Here is a 19,579-nt window from a genome sequence, read left to right on the forward strand (position 1 = left end):
ACGCGCTAATCGGACAAATTTCGCTTAGCGATCATCCGGCGCGTCGGTACGGGACCCCTTCCACCTGCGGAGACGTCACCCGCCCGCGAGGGCCCCGTCGCGGTCGCGACCACGCGCGCGCGACGGGGGCGGGTGGGTCACATGCGGGAGACGTTGCGTTCGTAGACCAGGCGGAGGCCTATGAGGGTCAGCCAGGGTTCGTGGCGGTCGATCTCGGCCGAGTCGCGGAGGACCATCGGGGCCAGGCCGCCGGTGGCGATCACCGTCACCGCCGAGGGGTCGCCCTTCGGGCCGACCAGTTCGCGCTTCATCCGGGCGACGACCCCGTCGACCTGGCCCGCGTACCCGAAGACGATGCCGGACTGCATCGCCTCGACCGTGTTCTTCCCGATCACCCCGCGCGGCCTGACCAGCTCGATCTTGCGGAGCATCGCGCCCTTCACGCCCAGCGCCTCGACCGAGATCTCGATGCCGGGGGCGATCGCGCCGCCCGCGTACTCCCCGCGCGCGGTCACCGCGTCGTACGTGGTCGCCGTGCCGAAGTCGACGACGATCGCCGGGCCGCCGTAGAGCTCGACGGCGGCGACCGCGTTGATGATGCGGTCCGCGCCGACCTCCTTCGGGTTGTCGGTGAGGATCGGCACGCCCGTCTTCACGCCGGGCTCCACGAGGACCGCCGGCACGTCCCCGTAGTAGCGGCGGGTCACCTCGCGCAGCTCGTGCAGGACCGACGGGACCGTGGCGCAGATCGCGATCCCCTCGATCCCGTCGCTCAGCTCCGCGCCGAGCAGCGGGTGCATGCCCATGAGGCCCTGGAGCAGGACCGCCATCTCGTCGGCGGTCCTGCTGGGATCCGTGGAGATCCGCCAGTGCTCGACGATCTCCTCGCCGTCGAAGAGCCCGAGGACCGTGTGCGTGTTGCCGACGTCGATGGTGAGGAGCATCAGTCGCGCACCTCGCGCAGGTCCAGGCCGATGTCGAGGATCGGGGAGGAGTGCGTGAGACCGCCGACCGCCAGGTAGTCCACGCCGGTCGCCGCGTACGCCGCCGCGTTCTCCAGCGTCAGCCGGCCGGAGGACTCCAGGGCCGCGCGGCCGCCGACCAGGGCCACCGCCTCCTCGGTCTCGTCCGGGGTGAAGTTGTCGAGCAGGATCAGGTCGGCGCCCGCGTCGAGGACCTCGCGGACCTGGTGCATGGTGTCGACCTCGACCTCGATCGGCAGCTCGGGGAAGGCCTCGCGGACGGCCTGGAAGGCCTCGGCGACACCGCCGGCCGCCACCACGTGGTTGTCCTTCACCAGCGCCGCGTCCGACAGCGACATCCGGTGGTTGACGCCGCCGCCGCAGCGGACCGCGTACTTCTCCAGGGCGCGCAGGCCCGGCGTCGTCTTGCGGGTGTCGCGGACCCTGGCCTTCGTGCCCTCCAGGACGTCCGCCCACGCGCGCGTGGCGGTGGCGATGCCGGAGAGGCGGCACAGGATGTTCAGCGCGCTGCGCTCGCCGGTGAGCAGGTCGCGGGTGCGGGCGGTGACGCTGAGCAGCAGGTCGCCGGGCTCGACGCGCTCGCCGTCCTCCCGGTGCCGCTCGACCTCGAACTCCTCGGTGCAGACGATCGACAGGACCGCCTCCGCCACCCGCAGACCGGCGACCACGCCGGCCTCCCTGGCCACGAAGTCGGCGGTCGCGACGGCGTCCTCGGGGACGGTCGCCACGGTCGTCACGTCGACGCCGCCGTCGAGGTCCTCGGCGATCGCCAGGTGGGCGATGTCCTCGACCTGTACGGGGTCGAGGCCGGCGTCGGCGAGCAGCTGGGCGAGCGCGGGGTCGAGCCCGCACTCGTACTCCTCGGCGTCGCCGCAGCCGCAGCCGTCGCCGCAGCCGCCGGACTCCTCGTACGAGCTGATCTGGATGAGAGGGACGTCCACGGGCTCGGGACGGGATTCCTCGGGCGTGCTCACGGCTGCTGCTCCCTGGGGGTGACGGGGCTTCGGGGGATGACGGGGATGAGGGAGGTCGAGAGGCCCCGGGTCACGGGGCTTCGGGGATCACGGGGCTGCGGGGGTCACGGGCGGGAAGTCCGCGCCCTCGGTGACGCGGACCACCGGGCGGCGGTCGGCGGCGATCCGGACGACCAGGTGGCGGCGCCACCTCTCGTCGTCCCGGTCCGGACGGTCCTCCCGCCAGTGGCAGCCGCGGGTCTCCTCGCGGGCCAGGGCGGCCGCGGCCAGGACCCGGGCGACGCACAGCAGGTTGGTGGTCTCCCAGGAGTCGACGCCCGGCTCGGCGGCCTTGCGCTCCTCCTCGGTGTCCTGCCGGAGCGCCTCCAGGGCGTCGCAGGCGGCCGTCAGGGAGGCGGCCGAGCGCAGCACGCCCGCGTCCCTGGTCATGATCCGCTGGATCTCGCGGCGGATCTCGGGCGCGACGAGGGTCAGCACCTCGCCGTTCTCGTTCCGGGCCACGCCCTCGCGGTGCGGGCCGTGCTCGGCGATGTCCGCGGCGATCCGCTCGGCGAAGACCAGGCCCTCCAGGAGCGAGTTCGAGGCCAGCCGGTTGGCGCCGTGCACGCCGGTGCAGGCGACCTCGCCGCAGGCGTACAGGCCGGGGACGGTGGTGCGGCCGTCGAGGTCGGTGCGGATGCCGCCGGAGGCGTAGTGCGCGGCCGGGGCGACCGGGATCGGGTCGGTGACCGGGTCGATGCCGTGCGAGCGGCAGGCGGCCAGGATCGTGGGGAAGCGGTGCTCCCACATCTCGGCGCCGAAGTGCCGGGCGTCGAGGTACATGTGCTCGGCGCCCTGCTCCTGCATGCGGCGGGTGATCGCCTTGGCGACGATGTCCCGGGGCGCGAGCTCGGCCAGCTCGTGCTGCCCGAGCATGAAGCGGACGCCGTCCGCGTCGACCAGGTGGGCGCCCTCGCCGCGGACCGCCTCGGAGACCAGCGGCTGCTGGCCCTCGGCGCCGGCGCCGAGGAAGAGCACCGTCGGGTGGAACTGCACGAACTCCAGGTCGGAGACCTCGGCGCCGGCGCGCAGCGCGAGGGCGACGCCGTCGCCGGTGGAGACGGACGGGTTGGTGGTCGCGGAGAAGACCTGGCCCATGCCGCCGGTGGCGAGGACCACGGCGGGGGCGCGGACGGCGCCGACGCCGTCGTGCTGGCCCTCGCCCATGACGTGCAGGGTGACGCCGGCCGTGCGGCCCTCGTCGTCCTTGAGGAGGTCGAGGACGAGCGCGTGCTCGATGGTGCGGACCCCCCGCTCGCGGATGGCCTCGACCAGCGCGCGGGAGATCTCCGCGCCGGTGGCGTCGCCGCCCGCGTGGGCGATCCGGCGGCGGTGGTGGCCGCCCTCGCGGGTGAGGGCGATCTCGCCGTCGTCGGTGCGGTCGAAGTCGGCGCCGGTGGCCATGAGGCGGCGGACGGCGTCGGGGCCCTCGGTGACGAGGAGGCGGACGGCCGGCTCGTCGCAGAGGCCGGCGCCGGCGACGAGGGTGTCGTCCAGGTGCTGCCCCGGGGTGTCGCCCTCGCCGAGCGCCGCGGCGATGCCGCCCTGGGCCCAGCGGGTGGAGCCGTCGTCCAGGTTGGCCTTGGTGACGACGACCGTACGGAGCCCGGCGGCCGTGCAGCGCAGGGCGGCCGTCAGTCCGGCGACGCCCGAGCCCACCACGACGACGTCGGCGTCGATGGCCCAGCCGGGCGCGGCGGCGTGCAGTCGTATTCCGGTCACGAGGCGGCTCCCTGGGTGGCTCCGAAGGTCAGCGGGATGTTGTCGATCAGCCGGGTGGTGCCCACGCGCGCGGCGAGCGCCAGGATCGCCTCGCCCCGGTGGCCGTCCTCGACCTCGGTGAAGTCGGCGGGGTCGATCAGCGCCAGGTAGTCGAGGACGAGCGGCGGCTCGGCCTTCGCGGCCTCGTCGAGGACGGCGCGGGCCGCGGCCCGGACGGCCTCGGCGCCGCCGCCCTCGGCGGCCTGCGCGACCGCGTGCGCGTCGGCTGCGGCCCGGGCCTCGCCGAGCCGGGACAGCCCCTCGGCGCGGTTCTCGGCGCGCCCCTGGGCGCCGGGCAGGGCGACGGCGCGGGCGTGCAGCGCCTCCTGCGCGGCAAGCCGGTCGCGGGCCGCGAACAGGGCCCGGGACAGGGCGAGGGCGGTGTGCCGCTCGGCGGCCGACAGGTAGCGGTTGCGGCTCGACAGGGCGAGGCCGTCGTCCTCGCGGACCGTCGGGACGCCGACGATCTCGACCGGGAAGTTCAGGTCGCGCGCCATGCGCCGGATGACGGCCAGCTGCTGGGCGTCCTTCTGGCCGAAGAAGGCCAGGTCGGGCCCGGTGAGGTGGAGCAGCTTGGCGACGACGGTGAGGACGCCGTCGAAGTGCCCGGGCCGGGAGGCGCCCTCCAGGCGGTCGCCCATGGGCCCGGCGGTGATCCGGACCTGCGGCTGCCCGCCGGGGTAGACCTCGTCGACGGAGGGCGCGAAGACGGCACTGGCACCGGCGGCGAAGGCCAGCTCCAGGTCGGCGTCGAGGGTGCGCGGGTAGCGGTCGAGGTCCTCGCCCGCGCCGAACTGGAGCGGGTTGACGAAGACCGTGACGACGACGAAGCCGTCGGCGCCGACCCGCTCCCGGGCGGCCCGGATCAGGGTGGCGTGGCCCTCGTGGAGGGCGCCCATGGTCATGACGACGGCGTTGTGCCCCGGCGGACCGCCGGAGCCCGCACGCGCGCGTGCCAGTTCCGCGACCGTGGAGACCAGCTCCGCCGGCGCGTGACGCCCGGGGTTCTTCCGGTCGGTCAGGGTCATCGGTCGTCTCCTCGCGGCCCGTCGGCGGGGCCGGTCGTGTCGGCGGGGCCGGTCGTGTCGGCGGCGGGGTCGGCGGCGAGGACGCCCAGCAGGTCCTGGGCCAGCTCCGGCTTGAGCAGGCCGTGCGCGAGGGCCCGGTCGGCGGTCGTCCGGGCCATCGCCAGGTAGCCGGCGACGGTGCCGGGCGCGTGCTTGCGGAGCTCGGCGACGTGGGCGGCGACCGTGCCGGCGTCACCGCGCGCGACGGGGCCGGTCAGGGCCGCGTCGCCGGACCGCAGCGCGTTGTCGAGCGCGGCGCCCAGGAGGGGGCCGAGCATCCGGTCGGGGGCGGCGACGCCGGCCGTGCGGAGCAGCTCCATCGACTGGGCCACCAGGGTGACCAGGTGGTTCGCGCCGAGGGCGAGGGCCGCGTGGTAGAGCGGCCGGGCCTCCTCGGCGATCCACTCGGGCTCCCCGCCCATCTCGATGACCAGCGCCTCGGCGGCGAGCCGCAGCTCCTCCGGCGCGGTCACCCCGAAGGAGCAGCCGGCGAGCCGCTGCACGTCCACGGCGGTGCCGGTGAAGGTCATCGCCGGGTGCAGGGCCAGCGGGAGCGCGCCCGCGCGCCGGGCCGGGTCCAGGACCCGGGCGCCGTACCGCCCCGAGGTGTGCACGATCAGCTGGCCGGGCCGGACGGCGCCGGTCCCGGCGAGCCCCTCGACGAGGCCCGGCAGGGCGTCGTCCGGGACGGTGAGCAGGACGAGGTCGGCGAGCGCGAGCACCCGCGCGGGCTCCACGACCGGCACGTCCGGCAGCAGCGCGGCGGCCCGGCGCCGGGAGGCGTCGGAGACGGCGGAGACGGCGACGGGGCGGTGTCCGGCGAGCCGGAGGGAGGCGGCGAGCGCGGGGCCGACGCGGCCTGCGCCGACGACCCCGACGGTCAGCCGGGCGGGCCGGTCCTCGGCCCTGGGCTCTGGCGCTGCGGGTGCGTTCACGGTGGTTACGGGCCTTCCGTTCCAGTCCTCGGCGGGTACCGGACGATTTCTCGTCATGCTACGCCAGCGTTTCGCCCCTCCTCCCGGCCGCCCGAAACCCGCAGGCGGGGGTGCGGGGGGCGGTGTGATGATCGCTCCATGAACAGGGATCAGCTGCCACCGGAGACGCCCGAAGAGGTGACCGGAGAGGTGACCGGAGAGGTGACCGGAGAGGTGACCGGAGACGTGACCGGCGCGGTGTCGGACGAGGTGACCGGGAAGGTTCTTGACGAGGGTGCGGCGCGGCGGTACCGGACCCAGGTGTGGGGCGGGGCCGCGCGCTCGCTGTGGCGCCCGTCCGTGGACGGCACGGTCGGCGGGCGGCTGCGCGAGCTGGCCGACTGGACGGACGCGGCGGACCTCGCGGACGCGCTCCCCGACACGTACGGCGACGGTCTCGTGGAGGTCCTGGAGCGGCGGGTCGCGGAGGAGCTGGGGATGGAGGCCGCCGTCTTCTTCCCCAGCGGCACCATGGCCCAGCAGGTGGCGCTGCGCTGCTGGGCCGGGCGCACCGGAAGCCCGGTCGTCGCGCTCCACCCGCTCGCCCACCCCGAGGTCCACGAGGACGACGCCTTCGGGACCGTGTCGGGGCTGCGGACGGTCCACCCGACGGACGCGCCCCGGCTGCCGACGGCCGAGGAGGTACGGGACCACCCGGAGCCCTTCGGGACGCTGATGCTGGAGCTGCCGCTGCGGGACGCGGGCTTCGTGCTGCCGTCCTGGGAGGAGCTGACCGCGACCGTCGAGGCGGCCAGGGAGCGGGACGCGGTGGTCCACTTCGACGGCGCCCGGCTGTGGGAGTGCCCGACGCACTTCGGGCGTCCGCTCGCGGAGATCGCCGGGCTCGCGGACAGCGTGTACGTGTCGTTCTACAAGTCCCTCGGCGGGATGTCCGGGGCCGTGCTGGCCGGCCCCGAGGAGCTGGTGGCGGAGGCCAGGATCTGGCTCCACCGGTACGGGGGCCTGGTCTTCCAGCAGTACCCGACCGCGCTGTCGGCGCTGCGCGGCCTGGAGACCGAGCTGCCCCGGCTGCCCTCGTACGTGGCCCACGCGCGCGTGGTCGCGGAGGCGCTGCGCGAGGCGTTGGCGGAGAAGGACGGTCCCGGCTGGTTCCGGGTCCATCCGGAGGTGCCGCACACCCACCAGTTCCAGGTGTGGCTGCCGTACGAGCCGGACGTCCTGACGGCGGCGGCGCTCGCGCTGACCGAGCGGACCGGTGCCTGTCTCTTCCGCCGCTGGTTCGCGCCGGGCGCGGGCGGCCCTCCGGGGACCGCCGTCACCGAGGTGACGGTGGCCGCGGGGGGCCTGGAATGGACGGCCGAGGACGTCAGGAAGGCCGTACGCGACTTCCTGGCGCTCGTCGAGAGCTGAGGCCCGGGGCCGGGGCCGGGGCGGGGCCGGGGCAGGGCCGGGGCCGGGGCCGAGGCCGTACAAAACCGCTCGGCTCGTCTCACGGGCGCCGTACGCGTGCCCGTTCGCGGAGGTCGTGCGACCGGCGCCGACCGCCGGGGCACGGTCAGGGGCGGTCCGTGGGTCCGCCCCGCGGACGGCGGAGGCCGAGGCCGAGGCGGGTCAGGAGGGCGGCGAGGGCGGTGCCGAGGGGGCCGGCCGCGGGGCGGCCGGCGAGCACGCGCGCGAAGCGGCGGTGGTCGCGGAGCTCGCGGAGCACGGCCAGGTCGTGGGTGCCGGGGGCGGGCGGCGCGGGCTCGCCCCGCCGCACGGCCCGGTAGCTGTCGAAGAGGTGCTGCTGCAGCGCGTCCATGGGCTCACCCTGGGCCCGCCCCGGCCCCTCCCGCGCGCCGATTGACGGCCCTCGTCAATCGGCGCGACGGCCGCCCGGGGACATCCCGCACCATGGGGGCGTGAGCGTGACCATCGACATCACCGGCGTGCCCCCCGAGCGGATCGCCTTCAGCCCCTCGCCGCTGGCCGAGCTCGGCAACGCCGTCCACGTCCTCGCCGAACCGGGCCACCACCCCGCCCACCACGCGTGGGCGACGGCGACCAACGCCGCGCTCGAACCCGGCCTCGCGGACCGCCTCCTGGAAGCCGACTTCATGTGGCGGTCGACCCGCTCGGACTTCCTGCTGCCCGCCCGGCCGCGCGAGACCCTGGCCGAGGAGCTCGACGACCTCGACCGCATCGACGACGAGACCTTCGTCGGCGCCGCCCTGGAGATCTCCTGCAGCCCCCGCTACGCCCGGGGCGGCATCCCGTCCCCGCTGGTCGACGAGGGGTCCCGGCGGCGCGCCCTGGACCTGGCCGCCGCGCGCGGCCCGCGCCAGGCCGCGTTCGCGGAGCGGATGATCTCCGCGCCCACCGCCACGCGCGCGTGGATCCGGCGGCTCCTGGAGGACTGCGACGAGGCCTTCTTCGCCGACACCTGGCGGCGGGTCCGGGTGCAGCTCGCCGCCGACGCCCGCCACAAGACGGAGCTGATGCGCCGCAAGGGCCTGGCCGACGCCCTCGCGGACGCCTCCCGGGCGCTGTGCCTGGAGGAGGACCACGAGGGCACCCGGATCGTGGTCGACAAGCTGGTCGAGGCCCGGACGGAGGCCAGGGCCGGGGCCCTGACGCTGGTGCCCAGCGCCTTCGGCCGGCCCCACCTCATGGCCCTCTACACGCCCGGCTGGCAGCCGGTGATCATGTATCCGGCGGCCAGCCGCGAGGTCGGCGGCCTGGAGTCCGTCGGCACCGTGGGGCTCCGCCTCGAAGCGCTCGCCCACCCGGTGCGGATGCGGATGTGCCGGAGCCTGGCGCGCGGCCCGTACTCGACGAGCGAGCTGGCGGACACGCACGGCATCACCGCTCCCGAGGTCTCCCGCCACCTGGCCGTCCTGCGCAAGGCCGGCCTGCTCACCACCCGCCGCCGGGGCCGCTACGTCCTGCACCAGCTCGACTTCTCCGTCGTCGCCCGCCTGGGCAGCGACTTCCTGGAGTCGGTGCTGCGCTGAGCCGCCCCCGGCGCCGGGGCTCCGCCCGTTCAGCCCTTGGCGCCGCCCGCGCGGACCAGGCCCGTCTCGTACGCGAGGACGACGACCTGGACGCGGTCGCGCAGGCCCAGCTTGGTGAGGATGCGGCCCACGTGCGTCTTGACCGTCGCCTCCGACAGGACGAGACGGGCGGCGATCTCGCCGTTGGACAGGCCCTGGGCGACCAGGAGCATGACCTCGCGCTCGCGCTCGGTCAGCCTCTCCACCTCGCGGTGCTCGGGCTCGCGGCCGGAGGACGGCAGCATCGGGGAGAAGCGGTCCAGGAGCCGGCGGGTGGTCGAGGGGGCGACGACGGCGTCGCCGCTGTGCACCGAGCGGATCGCGCCCAGCAGCTCGCCCGGCGGCACGTCCTTCAGCATGAAGCCGCTCGCGCCCGCCTTCAGGCCGGAGAAGGCGTACTCGTCGAGGTCGAAGGTGGTCAGGATGAGCACCTTCGGGGCGTCGGGCACCGCGCAGATCCGCCGGGTCGCCTCGACCCCGTCGAGGCGCGGCATCCGGACGTCCATGAGGACGACGTCGACCTCGGTGGTCCGCAGCACCTCCAGGGCCTCCGCGCCGTCGCCCGCCTCGGCCACGACCTCCATGTCCGGCTGGGCGGCGAGCACCATGCGGAAACCGGTGCGCAGCAGCACCTGGTCGTCGACGAGCATCACGCGGATGGACATGGGGTTCCTTCGGTGGGTGGGGACGGAACGGGACTCGCGGACTCTCAGTGTGCGGGCTTGAGCGGCAGCAGGACGCTGATCCGGAAACCGCCGCCGGGGCGCGGCCCCGCGTCCAGGGTGCCGCCCACCATGCCCACCCGCTCCCGCATGCCGATGAGACCGTGACCGCGCCCGTCGGCGCCGCCGTCCTCGTACATCTCCTGGGGCGCGCCCCGGCCGTCGTCCTCGACGAGCAGGCCGAGGCCGTCGTCGAAGTAGACGAGCCGGACGCTGGCGCCGGCGTCGGGGCCGCCGTGCTTGCGGGTGTTGGTGAGGGCTTCCTGGACGATCCGGTAGGCGGTCAGGCCGACGCCGGTGGGCAGCTCGCGCGGGGTGCCCTCGACGGCGAGGTCGACGGTGAGCCCGGCGCCCCGCACCTGCTCGACGAGCTCCTCGATCTGCTCCACGTCGGGCTGCGGGACGTACTCCCCCGCCTCCTGGTGCTCGCCGGTGCGCAGGATGCCGAGGAGGCGGCGCATCTCGGCGAGCGCCTGCCGGCCGGTGGTGGAGATGGTCTCCAGGGCCTGCTTGGCGGTCTCCGGGGAGGAGTCCATGACGTAGGCGGCGCCGTCGGCCTGCACCACCATCACCGACACGTTGTGCGCGACGACGTCGTGGAGCTCGCGGGCGATCCGGGCCCGCTCGGCGGCCACCGCGACCTTGGCCTGGGCCTCCCGCTCCCGTTCGAGCCGGGCGGCCCTCTCCTCCAGCTGGGCGAAGTACGCGCGGCGGGTGCGCAGCGAGTCGCCGAGGACCCAGGCGAGGGCGAACGGCACGGCCATGATCACCGTGAAGAAGACCCGGGCGGGCACCGAGACCGTCTCCTCCAGCGGCCACCTCAGCTGGGACAGCGGGGCGGCGCACAGTCCGCCGACGAGCGCGAGCCGGGAGGCCCAGCGGGGGCCGTCGTGCGCGGCGACGGTGAAGATGATGACGAGCATGGCGAAGTCCGCCATGAAGGTCTGGATGTCGAGGACCAGCTGGACGACGCCGAGGGCGACGGCCAGGACCAGCATCTTCTCGGGCGCCCGCCGTCGCAGGGCGACGACCAGGGAGAAGAGCGTGGCGACCGCCCCGTAGCCGGCGGCGTGGTCGAGGGCCGGGGACATCGACCCGATCCACAGCACGGACAACCCGAGGAGGACGACGGCCCAGAAGACGTCGACGCCCGTCGGGTGGCTGCGGATGAAGTCGTAGAGGCGCTGCACGTAACCCAGAGTAGGGAAAGCCCGGGGGCGGGGGATCAACCGAGCGGTCGATCCTTGCGGCGGGACCCGTACACCCCGGGGTGGAGACTGGGGCGCGTGACGGATGACGGGACGGACGGGGTGACGGGCGGGACGGGACGGCCGCGGGGCGGCCGGGAGCCGGGCGGCCGGGAGTGGCGGGGGTGGCGGGAGGCCACCGAGGAGGCGCTGTACGGCCCCGGGGGCTTCTTCCTGCGCCCCGAGGGCCCCGCGGGCCACTTCCGCACCTCGGTGCACGCCTCGCCGCTCTTCGCGGCGGCGGTGGCCCGGCTGCTCGTCGCGACGGCGGAGGAGCTGGGGACCGACGAGGTCGACCTGGTGGACGTGGGCGCGGGCCGGGGCGAGCTGCTGACCGGGGTGCTGGCGGCGGTCCCGGCGGGGCTGCGGGTGCGGGCGCACGCGGTGGAGCGGGCCGCCCGGCCGGACGGGCTGCACGCGCGCGTGGAGTGGACCGACCGGCTCCCCGAGGGCGTGCGGGGCCTGCTCTTCGCGAACGAGTGGCTGGACAACGTGCCGGTGGACGTCGCCGAGGTGGGCGAGGACGGCACGGTCCGATACGTGGAGGTCCGCGCCGACGGCGCGGAGCGGCTCGGCGCCCCGGTCACGGGTCCGGACGCGCGGTGGCTGGCCCGCTGGTGGCCGCTGGCCGAGCCGGGCGGGCGGGCCGAGATCGGCCGGCCCCGGGACGAGGCATGGGCGGCGGCGGTCGGCTCGCTGGCGGCGGGCCTGGCGGTGGCCGTGGACTACGGGCACGTACGGGACTCCCGGCCGCCCTTCGGCACGCTGACCGGCTTCCGGGCGGGGCGGGAGGTCGCGCCGGTCCCGGACGGCACCGGCGACCTGACCTCCCACGTGGCCCTGGACGCCTGCGCGGCGGCGGTCCACGCGCGCGTGCCGGCGGAGCTGACGACCCAGCGGGATGCGCTGCGCGGCCTCGGGGTCTCCGGCGCCCGCCCGCCCCTCGCGCTCGCCTCGACGGACCCGGCGGCGTACGTGCGGGCGCTGACCGGTGCCGGCGAGGCGGCCGAACTGACCGCGCGGGGAGGCCTGGGCGACTTCCTGTGGCTGAGCCAGCGGGTGTGAGCCGGCGGGTGCGGGCGGCCCTGTGAACGGTCCCGGTCATCCACAGGGCCGGGGTTGTCCACAGGCCGGGCCCTGGCCCGTCGGCGGGCCGTGCGGCGGGGGATACTGTCCGGCATGACGGAGACCACGGTCGGCATCGGCGGCGCGGCGGAGAGCACCGACATGGTGCTGAACATCGGCCCGCAGCACCCCTCCACGCACGGCGTGCTCCGGCTGCGGCTGGTGCTCGACGGCGAGGTGATCCGGCACGCCGAGCCCGTCGTCGGCTACATGCACCGGGGCGCCGAGAAGCTCTTCGAGGCGCGCGACTACCGCCAGATCGTCATGCTGGCCAACCGCCACGACTGGCTGTCCGCCTTCTCCAACGAGCTGGGCGTGGTGATGGGCGTCGAGCGGATGCTCGGCATGGAGGTGCCGGAGCGGGCGGTCTGGCTGCGGACGCTGCTGGCGGAGCTGAACCGGGTCCTGAACCATCTGATGTTCCTGGGGTCCTATCCGCTGGAGCTGGGCGGGATCACGCCCGTCTTCCACGCCTTCCGGGAGCGCGAGGAGCTCCAGACGGTGATGGAGGAGGTCTCGGGCGGCCGGATGCACTACATGTTCAACCGGGTCGGCGGCCTCAAGGAGGACCTGCCGGCGGGCTGGCTCGGCCGGGCCCGGCAGGCGGTCGCGGACGTGCGGTCGCGGATGGACGTCTACGACCGGCTGGTCCTCGGGAACGAGATCTTCCGGGCCCGCACGCGCGGGGTCGGCGTCCTGGCCCCCGAGACCGTGCACGCCTTCGGGGTGTCCGGGCCGATCGCCCGCGCCTCCGGCGTCGACTTCGACCTGCGGCGCGACGAGCCGTACCTGGCCTACGGGGAGCTCCAGGACACCCTGCGGGTCGTGGTCCGCCGGGAGGGCGACTGCCTGGCCCGCTTCGAGTGCCTCCTCGACCAGACGCACAACTCCCTGGAGCTGGCGGACGCCTGTCTGGACCGGCTCGCCGAGCTGCCGCAGGGGCCGGTCAACCAGCGGCTGCCGAAGGTCCTGAAGGCGCCGGAGGGGCACACGTACGCCTGGACCGAGAACCCGCTGGGGCTGAACGGCTACTACCTGGTGTCGAAGGGCGAGAAGACCCCGTACCGGCTGAAGCTGCGCTCGGCCTCGTACAACAACATCCAGGCGCTGGTGGAGCTGCTGCCGGGGACGCTGGTCGCGGACATGGTCGCGATCCTGGGGTCGTTCTTCTTCGTCGTCGGCGACATCGACAAGTGACCGCCCGGGGCGCTCAGCCCCGGCGCATCACCACGTAGTCGCGTTCCTCCCGGCCGGGGCGGCGGCGGTCGACGACCCGCCAGCCCCAGCGGGCGTACCGGTCCGTCAGTTCCGGCACGTCGAGGGTCATCAGCAGGGCGGGCCCGGCCCCGGCGTTCACCAGCAGGGCGTCGTGGAGGGCCCGGCCGAGGCCGCGGCCCTGGTGGGCGGGGGCGACGAGGAGTTCGGCGAGCTCGAAGGCGGGCTCCGCCCCGGAGAGGGCCGTGCCGGTCCACCCGGCGGCGAGGCCGAGGAGTTCGCCGTCGGGCCCGAGGGCCGTCACCGCGTGGAAGCCGTCGCCGCGGGCGGCCGATTCCAGGAGCCGGTCCGCGGTCCGTACGGCGCCGAGCGGGGTGTCGTGCCAGGGGGCGCCGGCGAAGGCCTGGGCGCACAGGGCGATCAGCTCGTCGCGGCGGGCCGGGACCTCCTCCGGCGGGAGGAGGCCGAGGCGGTGGGTCACTGGTTGACGGCGCCGCGCAGCTCGGCGAGGTCGAGCTGCTCGGTCTCGTCGTGCGCGGTCAGGTCGATGACCTGGCCGATCGGTCCGGCGGCGGAGGGGCGGGGCACCACGGGCTCCTCCTCGGCCGGAGCCTCCGCGGCCGGCTCCTCGTCGGCGCGAGCGGGGCGGGGACCGACGGCGGCCGAGGCCGGGACCGGGGTGAGGGCGGGGCCCTGCGCCGGGAGGGCGGCGGCGCGGGCCTCCTCCAGGACCTCCTCGCCCACCACGTCGGCGAGGTCGGTGTCCTGGACGGCCTCGATGGCCGCCTTGTGCGTGCCCGCCTGCGGATCGGACGGCGCACCGGCCTGAGCGCCGGTCTGCGGGCCGGCCTGCGTGCCGAAGAAGTCGAAGCCGCCCTCGGTGCGCGGGGCGGGACGGCGGGCCGCGTACGGGGCGATCGCGCTGGCCGCCGGGACGGCCGGGGTCCGGTCCGGGGCCGCCGGGGGCAGGGCCTTCGCGGTGGCGGCGGGGGCGAGCGCCGCCGGGGCGTCCTGGCCCGCCGGGTGGGCGTGCTCGGCGGCGTGCCGGCCGCGCGGCTCCTCGGTCTGCGCGGCGCGCTCGGCGAGGTCGCGGGCGCGGGCCGCCTCGGCGGTGCGGCGGGCCTGCTGGGCGGCGGCGTTGCGCGGCAGGTCGCGCAGGGCCTGGGCGGCGCGGCGGTACGCCTCCGGGGTGGGCGTCGACCCGGCGGCGGGCAGCTCCTTGGGGGCCTCGGCGTTCGCCTGGGCCAGGACGCGCCGGCCTTCGAGGGCGCTGGCGCGCTCGGTCTCCGCGGTCGCGTAGCGGCGCAGCAGGTCGGCGTGCTCGCCGCGCAGCCCGGCCAGTTCGACGCGCTTGGCGCGGAGCTTGGCGTCGAGGCGGACGCGCAGGGCGCGGGACTCCTCCAGGTCCGCCTCCAGTTCGGCGAGGCGCTCCTCGGCCTTCCACTGGTCGGCGGTGCGGGCGCGGGTCAGTTCCGCGACCTGGCGGCCGGCGCTGCGGTCCCAGCCACGCATGAGGACGGCACCGGTGACGGCGGCGGCCGACGCCGCCACGGCGAGCAGCCGCACGACCACGAGTTCCCCGGGGATCCAGGCCGCCGCGGCGCAGACGACCGCGGCGCCGGCGACCGCGGAGGGCGGCATCAGCTTGTGCAGAGGCGGGGAATGACGGTGGCGTCCACGTGGCATGGCCTGAAATTTACCGTGCGTAGGCGCGGCGTGGGGGGTCGGCCCGGCAATCATTTGGCCACTTCTCGACAACGGAATCGGGCAGACCTCGTTCCGCTTCCGCTTCGGGCCGACTTCCCCTCTCCGGCGACTACTTGCCGACCAGCCCCTTCTCCTTCAGATAGGCGGCGGCGACGTCCTCCGGCTTCGCCCGCTCGGCGTCGACCTTGCGGTTGAGTTCGGCGAGATCCACGGTGGTCAGCACCTTGGTGAGCTTGTCGAGGGCGGCGGCGACCTCGGGCGCGCCGGCCTCCTTCGCGTTCACCACCGGTAGCACGTTGTCCGCGTTCTGCAGGTGCTTGTCGTCCTCCAGGAACACCAGGCCGAAGCCGTCGATCGTGGCGTCCGTGGTGGTGGTGAGGACCAGCTGGTCCACGCCGTCCTTGACGGCCTGCTTGGCCTGCGGGGTGCCGACGCCCTTGGGGTCGACGCCGGTCACGTCGATGCCGTAGGTCTTCTTCAGACCGGGGGCGCAGAAGGGGCGGACCGCGCATTCGTCGCCCGCCGCGATCTTCACCTTCAGCTTCGCCGCGCCGAGATCCGAAAGGGTCTTCAGCTTGTTCTTCTCGGCGAATTCCTTCGACACCGCGAAGGCGTTCTGGTCGACCGCCCCGCCGACTTCCAGGACCTTCAGTCCGCGCGGCTCCGCGAGCTTCCGCAGCGCGTCCACGGTGGCCTTCGCGTCACCGGAGGCGACCGGCTTCTCCTCGGGCGCCTTCGGGCCGTTCGCCTTCGCGTTGAGGAATTCCGCGAGCGTCGCCGCGTATTCCGGTACGACGTCGATCTCGCCCTTCTCCAGGGCGGGCTCGTACAGCTCGCGGTTCTTCACGGTGGTGACCGAGGCCGAGTAGCCGGCGTCGCGCAGCAGCTGCGCGTACAGCTCGGCGAGGACCTTCGACTCGGTGAAGGCGGCGGCGCCCACCACCAGGGTGCCCTTGTCGCCGCCGGAGCCGCCGGAGCTCGTCTCCTTGCCCTTCTCCAGGCTGTCGCCGCCGCACGCGGTGAGCGAGACGGCCAGCACGGCGGCGCCAAGGAGAGCGCCGGTGGCGCGCGAGATCCTGTTCACGTCTTTCCGTCCTTCTCTTTACGGTGTACCGAATACGTCAAGTCCGAGGCGGCCGGGGCACCAGGAGCCGGTCCACGCCGACCAGCACCCCCTCCACCACGAGCGCGAGCAGCGCCACCAGGACGGCGCCCGCGACCACCTGCGCGGTGTCGTACAGCGCGAAGCCCGCGGTGATGATCCGGCCGAGGCCGCCCTGGCCGACCATGGCGGCGATCGTCGCGGTGGCGACCACCTGCACGGCGGCGGAGCGTACCCCCGTCATGACCACCGGGGCCGCCAGCGGCAGCTCGACCCGCCCGAAGACCTGGGCACCCGTCATCCCCATGCCCCGGGCCGCCCGGACGGCCGACCGGTCGACCTCGCGCACGCCCACGTACGCGTTGGTCAGCAGCGGCGGTATCGCGAAGAGGACCAGCGCGGTCACGGTCGGCACGTAGCCCGCGTTCCGCAGCGGGGAGACCATGAAGAGGGCGAGGACCGCGAAGACCGGGACCGCCCGCCCCACGTTCGACACGTTCACCGCGAGGGCGCCGCCGCGCCCGAGGTGGCCGAGCCAGAGGCCAAGGGGCAGCGCGACCGCGCCGGCGATCAGCAGCGCAAGCCCGCTCACGTACACGTGCTCGGCGAGGCGCGCCGCGATGCCCTCCTCGCCGGTCCAGTGCGCGCCGGTGGTGAGCCAGGTCCACGCGTCCGTCACGACCCCCACCTCACTCACCCCCCGGCGCGCCCTGGGCCCTCGACCAGGGCGTGAGCAGCCGCTGGAGGCCCAGGAGCAGCAGGTCGGCGGCGACGGCGAGCAGCACGCAGAGCACGGAGGCGGCGAGCACCTGCGCCTTGAAGAAGGTGGGCAGGGCGTCCTCGATGAGATTGCCGAGGCCGCCGCGGCCGACGACCGAGCCGATGGTCGTGAGCGCGATGGTGGAGACCGTGGCCATCCGGACGCCGGCCATCAGGACCGGCAGCGCGAGCGGCAGTTCGACCTGACAGAGCAGCCGCCAGGGACCGAAGCCGAGGCCCCGGGCGGCCTCCCGGGTCTCGGCCGGCACGGCTTCGAGTCCGGCCAGCGCGTTCCGCACCAGGATCGTCAGGGCGTACAGCACGAGACCGGTGACGACGAGCGCGGAGGAGAGCCCGAAGACGGGCAGCAGCAGCGAGAACATGGCGAGCGACGGCACCGTGTAGAGCAGGGTGGTGAGCCCGAGGACGGGGGTGGCCAGGCGCGGGCGGGCCCGGACCAGGAGGGCCAGCGGCACGGCGACGAGCAGCGCGATCGCCACCGAGGCGGCGGTGAGGCCGATGTGTTGGACCAGGGCGTCGGTCAGCTCCTCGCGGCGGGTGCGCAGATACTCCCCGCAGATCCAGTCGTTGGCGACCAGACAGTTCGGTGCGCTCATCCGGACCTCCCCCAGGCCGCCGCCGCTAGAACGTGTGTCTGACGACGACCCTAACCCGCCCCACCGACGAAACGGCCGGTCCACGGCCCTGTGGCGCCCATCCGCCACCTCGCCGCAACACCTCCTTCACACAAGCCGGATGACGAGGGGACACAATGGGCCCATGATCCGGTTCGAACAGGTGACCAAGCGCTATCCGGACGGCACCACCGCGGTCGACGACCTCTCCTTCGAGGTCGCCGAAGGTGAGCTCGTCACGCTCGTGGGCCCCTCGGGCTGCGGCAAGACGACCACGATGATGATGGTGAACCGGCTGGTCGAGCCGACCGCCGGCCGCGTCCTCGTCGACGGCCACGACATCGCCGGGGTGGACCCCGTCGCCCTCCGCCGCAAGATCGGCTACGTCATCCAGCAGGTCGGGCTCTTCCCCCACCGCACGGTCCTCGACAACACCGCGACCGTCCCCGCCCTCCTCGGCTGGAAGAAGGCCGCCGCACGCGCGCGTGCCGCCGAACTCCTCGAACTCGTCGGCCTCGACCCCGCCGTCCACGGCACCCGCTACCCCGCGCAGCTCTCCGGCGGACAGCGCCAGCGCGTCGGCGTGGCCCGCGCGCTCGCCGCCGACCCGCCGGTCCTCCTCATGGACGAGCCCTTCGGCGCCGTCGACCCCGTCGTCCGCGAACGGCTCCAGAACGAGTTCCTCGCCCTCCAGGCCACCGTCCGCAAGACCGTCCTCCTCGTCACCCACGACATCGAGGAGGCCGTCCGGATGGGCGACCGCATGGCCGTCTACGGACAGGGCCGCATCGAGCAGTTCGACACCCCGGCCACCGTCCTCGCCTCCCCCGCCACCCCGTACGTGGCCGACTTCGTCGGCGGCGACCGCGCCCTCAAGCGCCTCGCCGTCACCCCCGTCACCGCCGACGACCTCGACCCGCTGCCGGACGACGCGGCGCGGGACGGGGACCCCCGCTCCGTCCCCCTCGGCGGCAGCCTCAAGGAGGCGCTCGCGCTGCTCCTCCAGGACGACTCCGGACACCTGACGGTCACCGGCGCGGACGGCCGGGCGCTCGGCACCCTCACCCCCGCCGGAGTCCACCGCGCCCTGCGCCGCAGCACCGCGTAGGTCAGTCCGCCCGCAGCTTCCCGCTCATCCACACCAGGCCGGGCGGGATCTCCCGGTTCCACGTGGTGAAGTTGTGCCCGCCGCTCTCCAGCGTGATCGAGGAGACCCGCGCCGGGCTCTTCACCTTGCGGACGAACTCCCGGGTCCCCTTCAGGTTCCCCTCGCCCTGCTTCGACGTCGTCACCAGGAACGACGACGCCGGCTGCGGCCGGTGGTCCAGGCTCCACAGCAGGTCCGACCGGCGCCTCAGCTCCCGGTCCCCGTGGAAGAGGTCACCGGTCGTCACGTCCTCCGCCGCCCGGTAGTACGCCGAGAACCCCGCCCCCGCCACGAACCGGTCCGGGTGGTGCAGCGCGATCTTCAGCGCGCAGTAACCCCCCGTCGAGTTCCCCATGAACCCCCAGTTCCGCGGCTTCGACCCCACCCGGTACGACTCCGAGACCGCCCGCGGCAGATCCTCCGCGAAGAAGGTCTCCGTCTTCGGGCCGCCCGGCACGTCCACGCACTCGGTGTCCCGCGGCGGCGCCACCGTCGGGCGCAGCATCACCAGGACCATCGGCTGCATCCGCCCCTCCTTCGCCTGGAGGTACGCCGTCCGGGGGTACTTCAGCCCCTTGATCAGGTTCTCCGCCGTGCCCGGATACCCCGTCAGCACCACCGCCGCCGGGAACGACCGCTTCGCGTACCGCTCCTGGAAGTACTCCGGCGGCAGATAGACGAAGGCCGGCGAGGTGATCCCCGACCGGTCGCCCCGCACCACCACCTCCTGGATCTGCCCGCCCACCGCGGGCCGCGCCCCGCCCGGCACGTCCACGGCCCGCGTCCCCACCACCCGGACGTCCTTCGCGGCGGCGCCGTGGTCGACGACCACCCCCATCTCCTGCTCCTGGCCGAACAGATCGGCCCAGGAGCCGTAGAAGAGGAAGGAACGGTTCGCCGCCAGCCCCACCGCCGCGAACAGCGCCAGCTGCGTCGCGAACAGCAGCCCCACCCTGCCGAGCACCGGCCGCCACCCCCGGCGGGCCAGCCGCGGCCACAGCACCACCGTGACCGCGAACAGCGCGAGGGCCGCCGCCACCGCCGTGACCAGCGCCGCGCCACTCGTCAGACCCATCAGACGTCCGCACCTTCCCGCATACGACTTCCCGGACGTCCCGACGACTTCCTG

The 19,579-nt window shown here is 74.8% G+C and carries 19 protein-coding genes; 5 read left to right on the forward strand and 14 right to left on the reverse strand.

Annotation, left to right across the window (positions count from 1 at the left end; translation table 11 throughout):
- Positions 1-137: 137 nt before the first annotated feature.
- The 5 genes from ABZ621_RS09365 to ABZ621_RS09385 form a co-directional block, all read right to left on the reverse strand.
- Positions 138-944: a type III pantothenate kinase gene (locus ABZ621_RS09365; RefSeq protein ID WP_360602356.1), complete on the reverse strand. Its 807-nt coding sequence runs from the start codon at positions 942-944 to the stop codon at positions 138-140.
- Positions 944-1,957 carry a carboxylating nicotinate-nucleotide diphosphorylase gene (gene nadC, locus ABZ621_RS09370; protein ID WP_360602358.1) on the reverse strand — a complete coding sequence of 338 codons (1,014 nt, stop codon included), beginning with the start codon at positions 1,955-1,957 and terminating at the stop codon, positions 944-946. The genes ABZ621_RS09365 and nadC overlap by 1 nt, the downstream gene beginning before the upstream one ends.
- Before the next feature lie 87 nt (positions 1,958-2,044).
- Positions 2,045-3,718, reverse strand: a complete 1,674-nt coding sequence (locus ABZ621_RS09375; RefSeq protein WP_360602360.1) for an L-aspartate oxidase — start codon at positions 3,716-3,718, stop codon at positions 2,045-2,047.
- Positions 3,715-4,785, reverse strand: a complete 1,071-nt coding sequence (gene panC, locus ABZ621_RS09380; RefSeq protein ID WP_360602362.1) for a pantoate--beta-alanine ligase — start codon at positions 4,783-4,785, stop codon at positions 3,715-3,717. The genes ABZ621_RS09375 and panC overlap by 4 nt, the downstream gene beginning before the upstream one ends.
- A complete protein-coding gene (locus ABZ621_RS09385; protein WP_360602364.1) occupies positions 4,782-5,759 on the reverse strand; it encodes a DUF2520 domain-containing protein in 978 nt (325 codons plus the stop codon). Before ABZ621_RS09385 ends, panC begins: the two co-directional genes overlap by 4 nt.
- Positions 5,760-5,897: 138 nt before the next feature.
- Between ABZ621_RS09385 and ABZ621_RS09390 the strand changes: the two genes are divergently transcribed.
- A complete protein-coding gene (locus tag ABZ621_RS09390; protein WP_360602366.1) occupies positions 5,898-7,169 on the forward strand; it encodes a beta-eliminating lyase-related protein in 1,272 nt (423 codons plus the stop codon).
- Positions 7,170-7,314: 145 nt separating this feature from the next.
- Here the strand turns inward: ABZ621_RS09390 and ABZ621_RS09395 are convergent, their stop codons facing one another.
- Positions 7,315-7,560, reverse strand: coding sequence for a hypothetical protein (locus tag ABZ621_RS09395; protein WP_360602368.1), 246 nt, complete (start codon positions 7,558-7,560; stop codon positions 7,315-7,317).
- Positions 7,561-7,660: 100 nt separating this feature from the next.
- Here ABZ621_RS09395 and ABZ621_RS09400 point away from each other — a divergent pair, with 100 nt between their 5' ends.
- Positions 7,661-8,752 (forward strand): DUF5937 family protein, encoded by a 1,092-nt coding sequence (locus tag ABZ621_RS09400; protein ID WP_360602369.1) that lies wholly within the window; start codon positions 7,661-7,663, stop codon positions 8,750-8,752.
- A 29-nt stretch (positions 8,753-8,781) separates the two neighbouring features.
- Here the strand turns inward: ABZ621_RS09400 and ABZ621_RS09405 are convergent, their stop codons facing one another.
- Positions 8,782-9,456 carry a response regulator transcription factor gene (locus ABZ621_RS09405; RefSeq protein ID WP_360602371.1) on the reverse strand — a complete coding sequence of 225 codons (675 nt, stop codon included), beginning with the start codon at positions 9,454-9,456 and terminating at the stop codon, positions 8,782-8,784.
- A 44-nt stretch (positions 9,457-9,500) separates the two neighbouring features.
- Complete coding sequence (locus ABZ621_RS09410) at positions 9,501-10,703, reverse strand: sensor histidine kinase (protein ID WP_360602374.1); 1,203 nt, start codon at positions 10,701-10,703, stop codon at positions 9,501-9,503.
- Between the two features lie 120 nt (positions 10,704-10,823).
- Here ABZ621_RS09410 and ABZ621_RS09415 point away from each other — a divergent pair, with 120 nt between their 5' ends.
- Together ABZ621_RS09415 and ABZ621_RS09420 are read left to right on the forward strand one after the other, a co-directional pair.
- Positions 10,824-11,825 carry an SAM-dependent methyltransferase gene (locus ABZ621_RS09415; RefSeq protein ID WP_360602994.1) on the forward strand — a complete coding sequence of 334 codons (1,002 nt, stop codon included), beginning with the start codon at positions 10,824-10,826 and terminating at the stop codon, positions 11,823-11,825.
- Between the two features lie 114 nt (positions 11,826-11,939).
- Positions 11,940-13,082, forward strand: coding sequence for an NADH-quinone oxidoreductase subunit D (locus ABZ621_RS09420; protein WP_360602376.1), 1,143 nt, complete (start codon positions 11,940-11,942; stop codon positions 13,080-13,082).
- Between the two features lie 13 nt (positions 13,083-13,095).
- Here ABZ621_RS09420 and ABZ621_RS09425 read toward each other — a convergent pair whose 3' ends face one another.
- From ABZ621_RS09425 to ABZ621_RS09445, 5 genes are all read right to left on the reverse strand, one after another.
- Positions 13,096-13,581 (reverse strand): GNAT family N-acetyltransferase, encoded by a 486-nt coding sequence (locus ABZ621_RS09425; protein ID WP_360602378.1) that lies wholly within the window; start codon positions 13,579-13,581, stop codon positions 13,096-13,098.
- Entirely contained in the window at positions 13,578-14,786 is a 1,209-nt protein-coding gene (locus ABZ621_RS09430) for a hypothetical protein (RefSeq protein WP_360602380.1), read from the reverse strand. The genes ABZ621_RS09425 and ABZ621_RS09430 overlap by 4 nt, the downstream gene beginning before the upstream one ends.
- A 130-nt stretch (positions 14,787-14,916) precedes the next feature.
- Entirely contained in the window at positions 14,917-15,891 is a 975-nt protein-coding gene (locus ABZ621_RS09435) for an ABC transporter substrate-binding protein (RefSeq protein WP_360602382.1), read from the reverse strand.
- Positions 15,892-15,928: 37 nt separating this feature from the next.
- Positions 15,929-16,597, reverse strand: a complete 669-nt coding sequence (locus ABZ621_RS09440; RefSeq protein ID WP_360602384.1) for an ABC transporter permease — start codon at positions 16,595-16,597, stop codon at positions 15,929-15,931.
- A 1-nt stretch (position 16,598) separates the two neighbouring features.
- Positions 16,599-17,285, reverse strand: a complete 687-nt coding sequence (locus ABZ621_RS09445) for an ABC transporter permease (protein WP_360602386.1) — start codon at positions 17,283-17,285, stop codon at positions 16,599-16,601.
- 163 nt (positions 17,286-17,448) lie between these two features.
- On the opposite strand from ABZ621_RS09445, the gene ABZ621_RS09450 reads away from it, so the two are divergent.
- Positions 17,449-18,411, forward strand: coding sequence for an ATP-binding cassette domain-containing protein (locus ABZ621_RS09450; RefSeq protein ID WP_360602388.1), 963 nt, complete (start codon positions 17,449-17,451; stop codon positions 18,409-18,411).
- A 1-nt stretch (position 18,412) separates the two neighbouring features.
- Here ABZ621_RS09450 and ABZ621_RS09455 read toward each other — a convergent pair whose 3' ends face one another.
- Positions 18,413-19,525: an alpha/beta hydrolase-fold protein gene (locus tag ABZ621_RS09455; RefSeq protein ID WP_360602390.1), complete on the reverse strand. Its 1,113-nt coding sequence runs from the start codon at positions 19,523-19,525 to the stop codon at positions 18,413-18,415.
- Positions 19,526-19,579: the final 54 nt, after the last annotated feature.

Origin of the sequence: Streptomyces sp. NPDC007863 (assembly GCF_040633895.1) — a bacterium.
In the GTDB taxonomy this organism is placed as follows: domain Bacteria; phylum Actinomycetota; class Actinomycetes; order Streptomycetales; family Streptomycetaceae; genus Streptomyces.

What these genes read in the sequence shown, in the direction of transcription:
- ABZ621_RS09445 (WP_360602386.1), bottom strand. Translation starts at nt 17,285, where the DNA reads ATGAGCGCACCGAACTGTCTGGTCGCCAACGACTGGATCTGCGGGGAG.
- ABZ621_RS09455 (WP_360602390.1), bottom strand. Translation starts at nt 19,525, where the DNA reads ATGGGTCTGACGAGTGGCGCGGCGCTGGTCACGGCGGTGGCGGCGGCC.
- ABZ621_RS09430 (WP_360602380.1), bottom strand. Translation starts at nt 14,786, where the DNA reads ATGCCACGTGGACGCCACCGTCATTCCCCGCCTCTGCACAAGCTGATG.
- ABZ621_RS09390 (WP_360602366.1), top strand. Translation starts at nt 5,898, where the DNA reads ATGAACAGGGATCAGCTGCCACCGGAGACGCCCGAAGAGGTGACCGGA.
- ABZ621_RS09405 (WP_360602371.1), bottom strand. Translation starts at nt 9,456, where the DNA reads ATGTCCATCCGCGTGATGCTCGTCGACGACCAGGTGCTGCTGCGCACC.
- ABZ621_RS09420 (WP_360602376.1), top strand. Translation starts at nt 11,940, where the DNA reads ATGACGGAGACCACGGTCGGCATCGGCGGCGCGGCGGAGAGCACCGAC.
- ABZ621_RS09365 (WP_360602356.1), bottom strand. Translation starts at nt 944, where the DNA reads ATGCTCCTCACCATCGACGTCGGCAACACGCACACGGTCCTCGGGCTC.
- ABZ621_RS09450 (WP_360602388.1), top strand. Translation starts at nt 17,449, where the DNA reads ATGATCCGGTTCGAACAGGTGACCAAGCGCTATCCGGACGGCACCACC.
- ABZ621_RS09395 (WP_360602368.1), bottom strand. Translation starts at nt 7,560, where the DNA reads ATGGACGCGCTGCAGCAGCACCTCTTCGACAGCTACCGGGCCGTGCGG.
- panC (WP_360602362.1), bottom strand. Translation starts at nt 4,785, where the DNA reads ATGACCCTGACCGACCGGAAGAACCCCGGGCGTCACGCGCCGGCGGAG.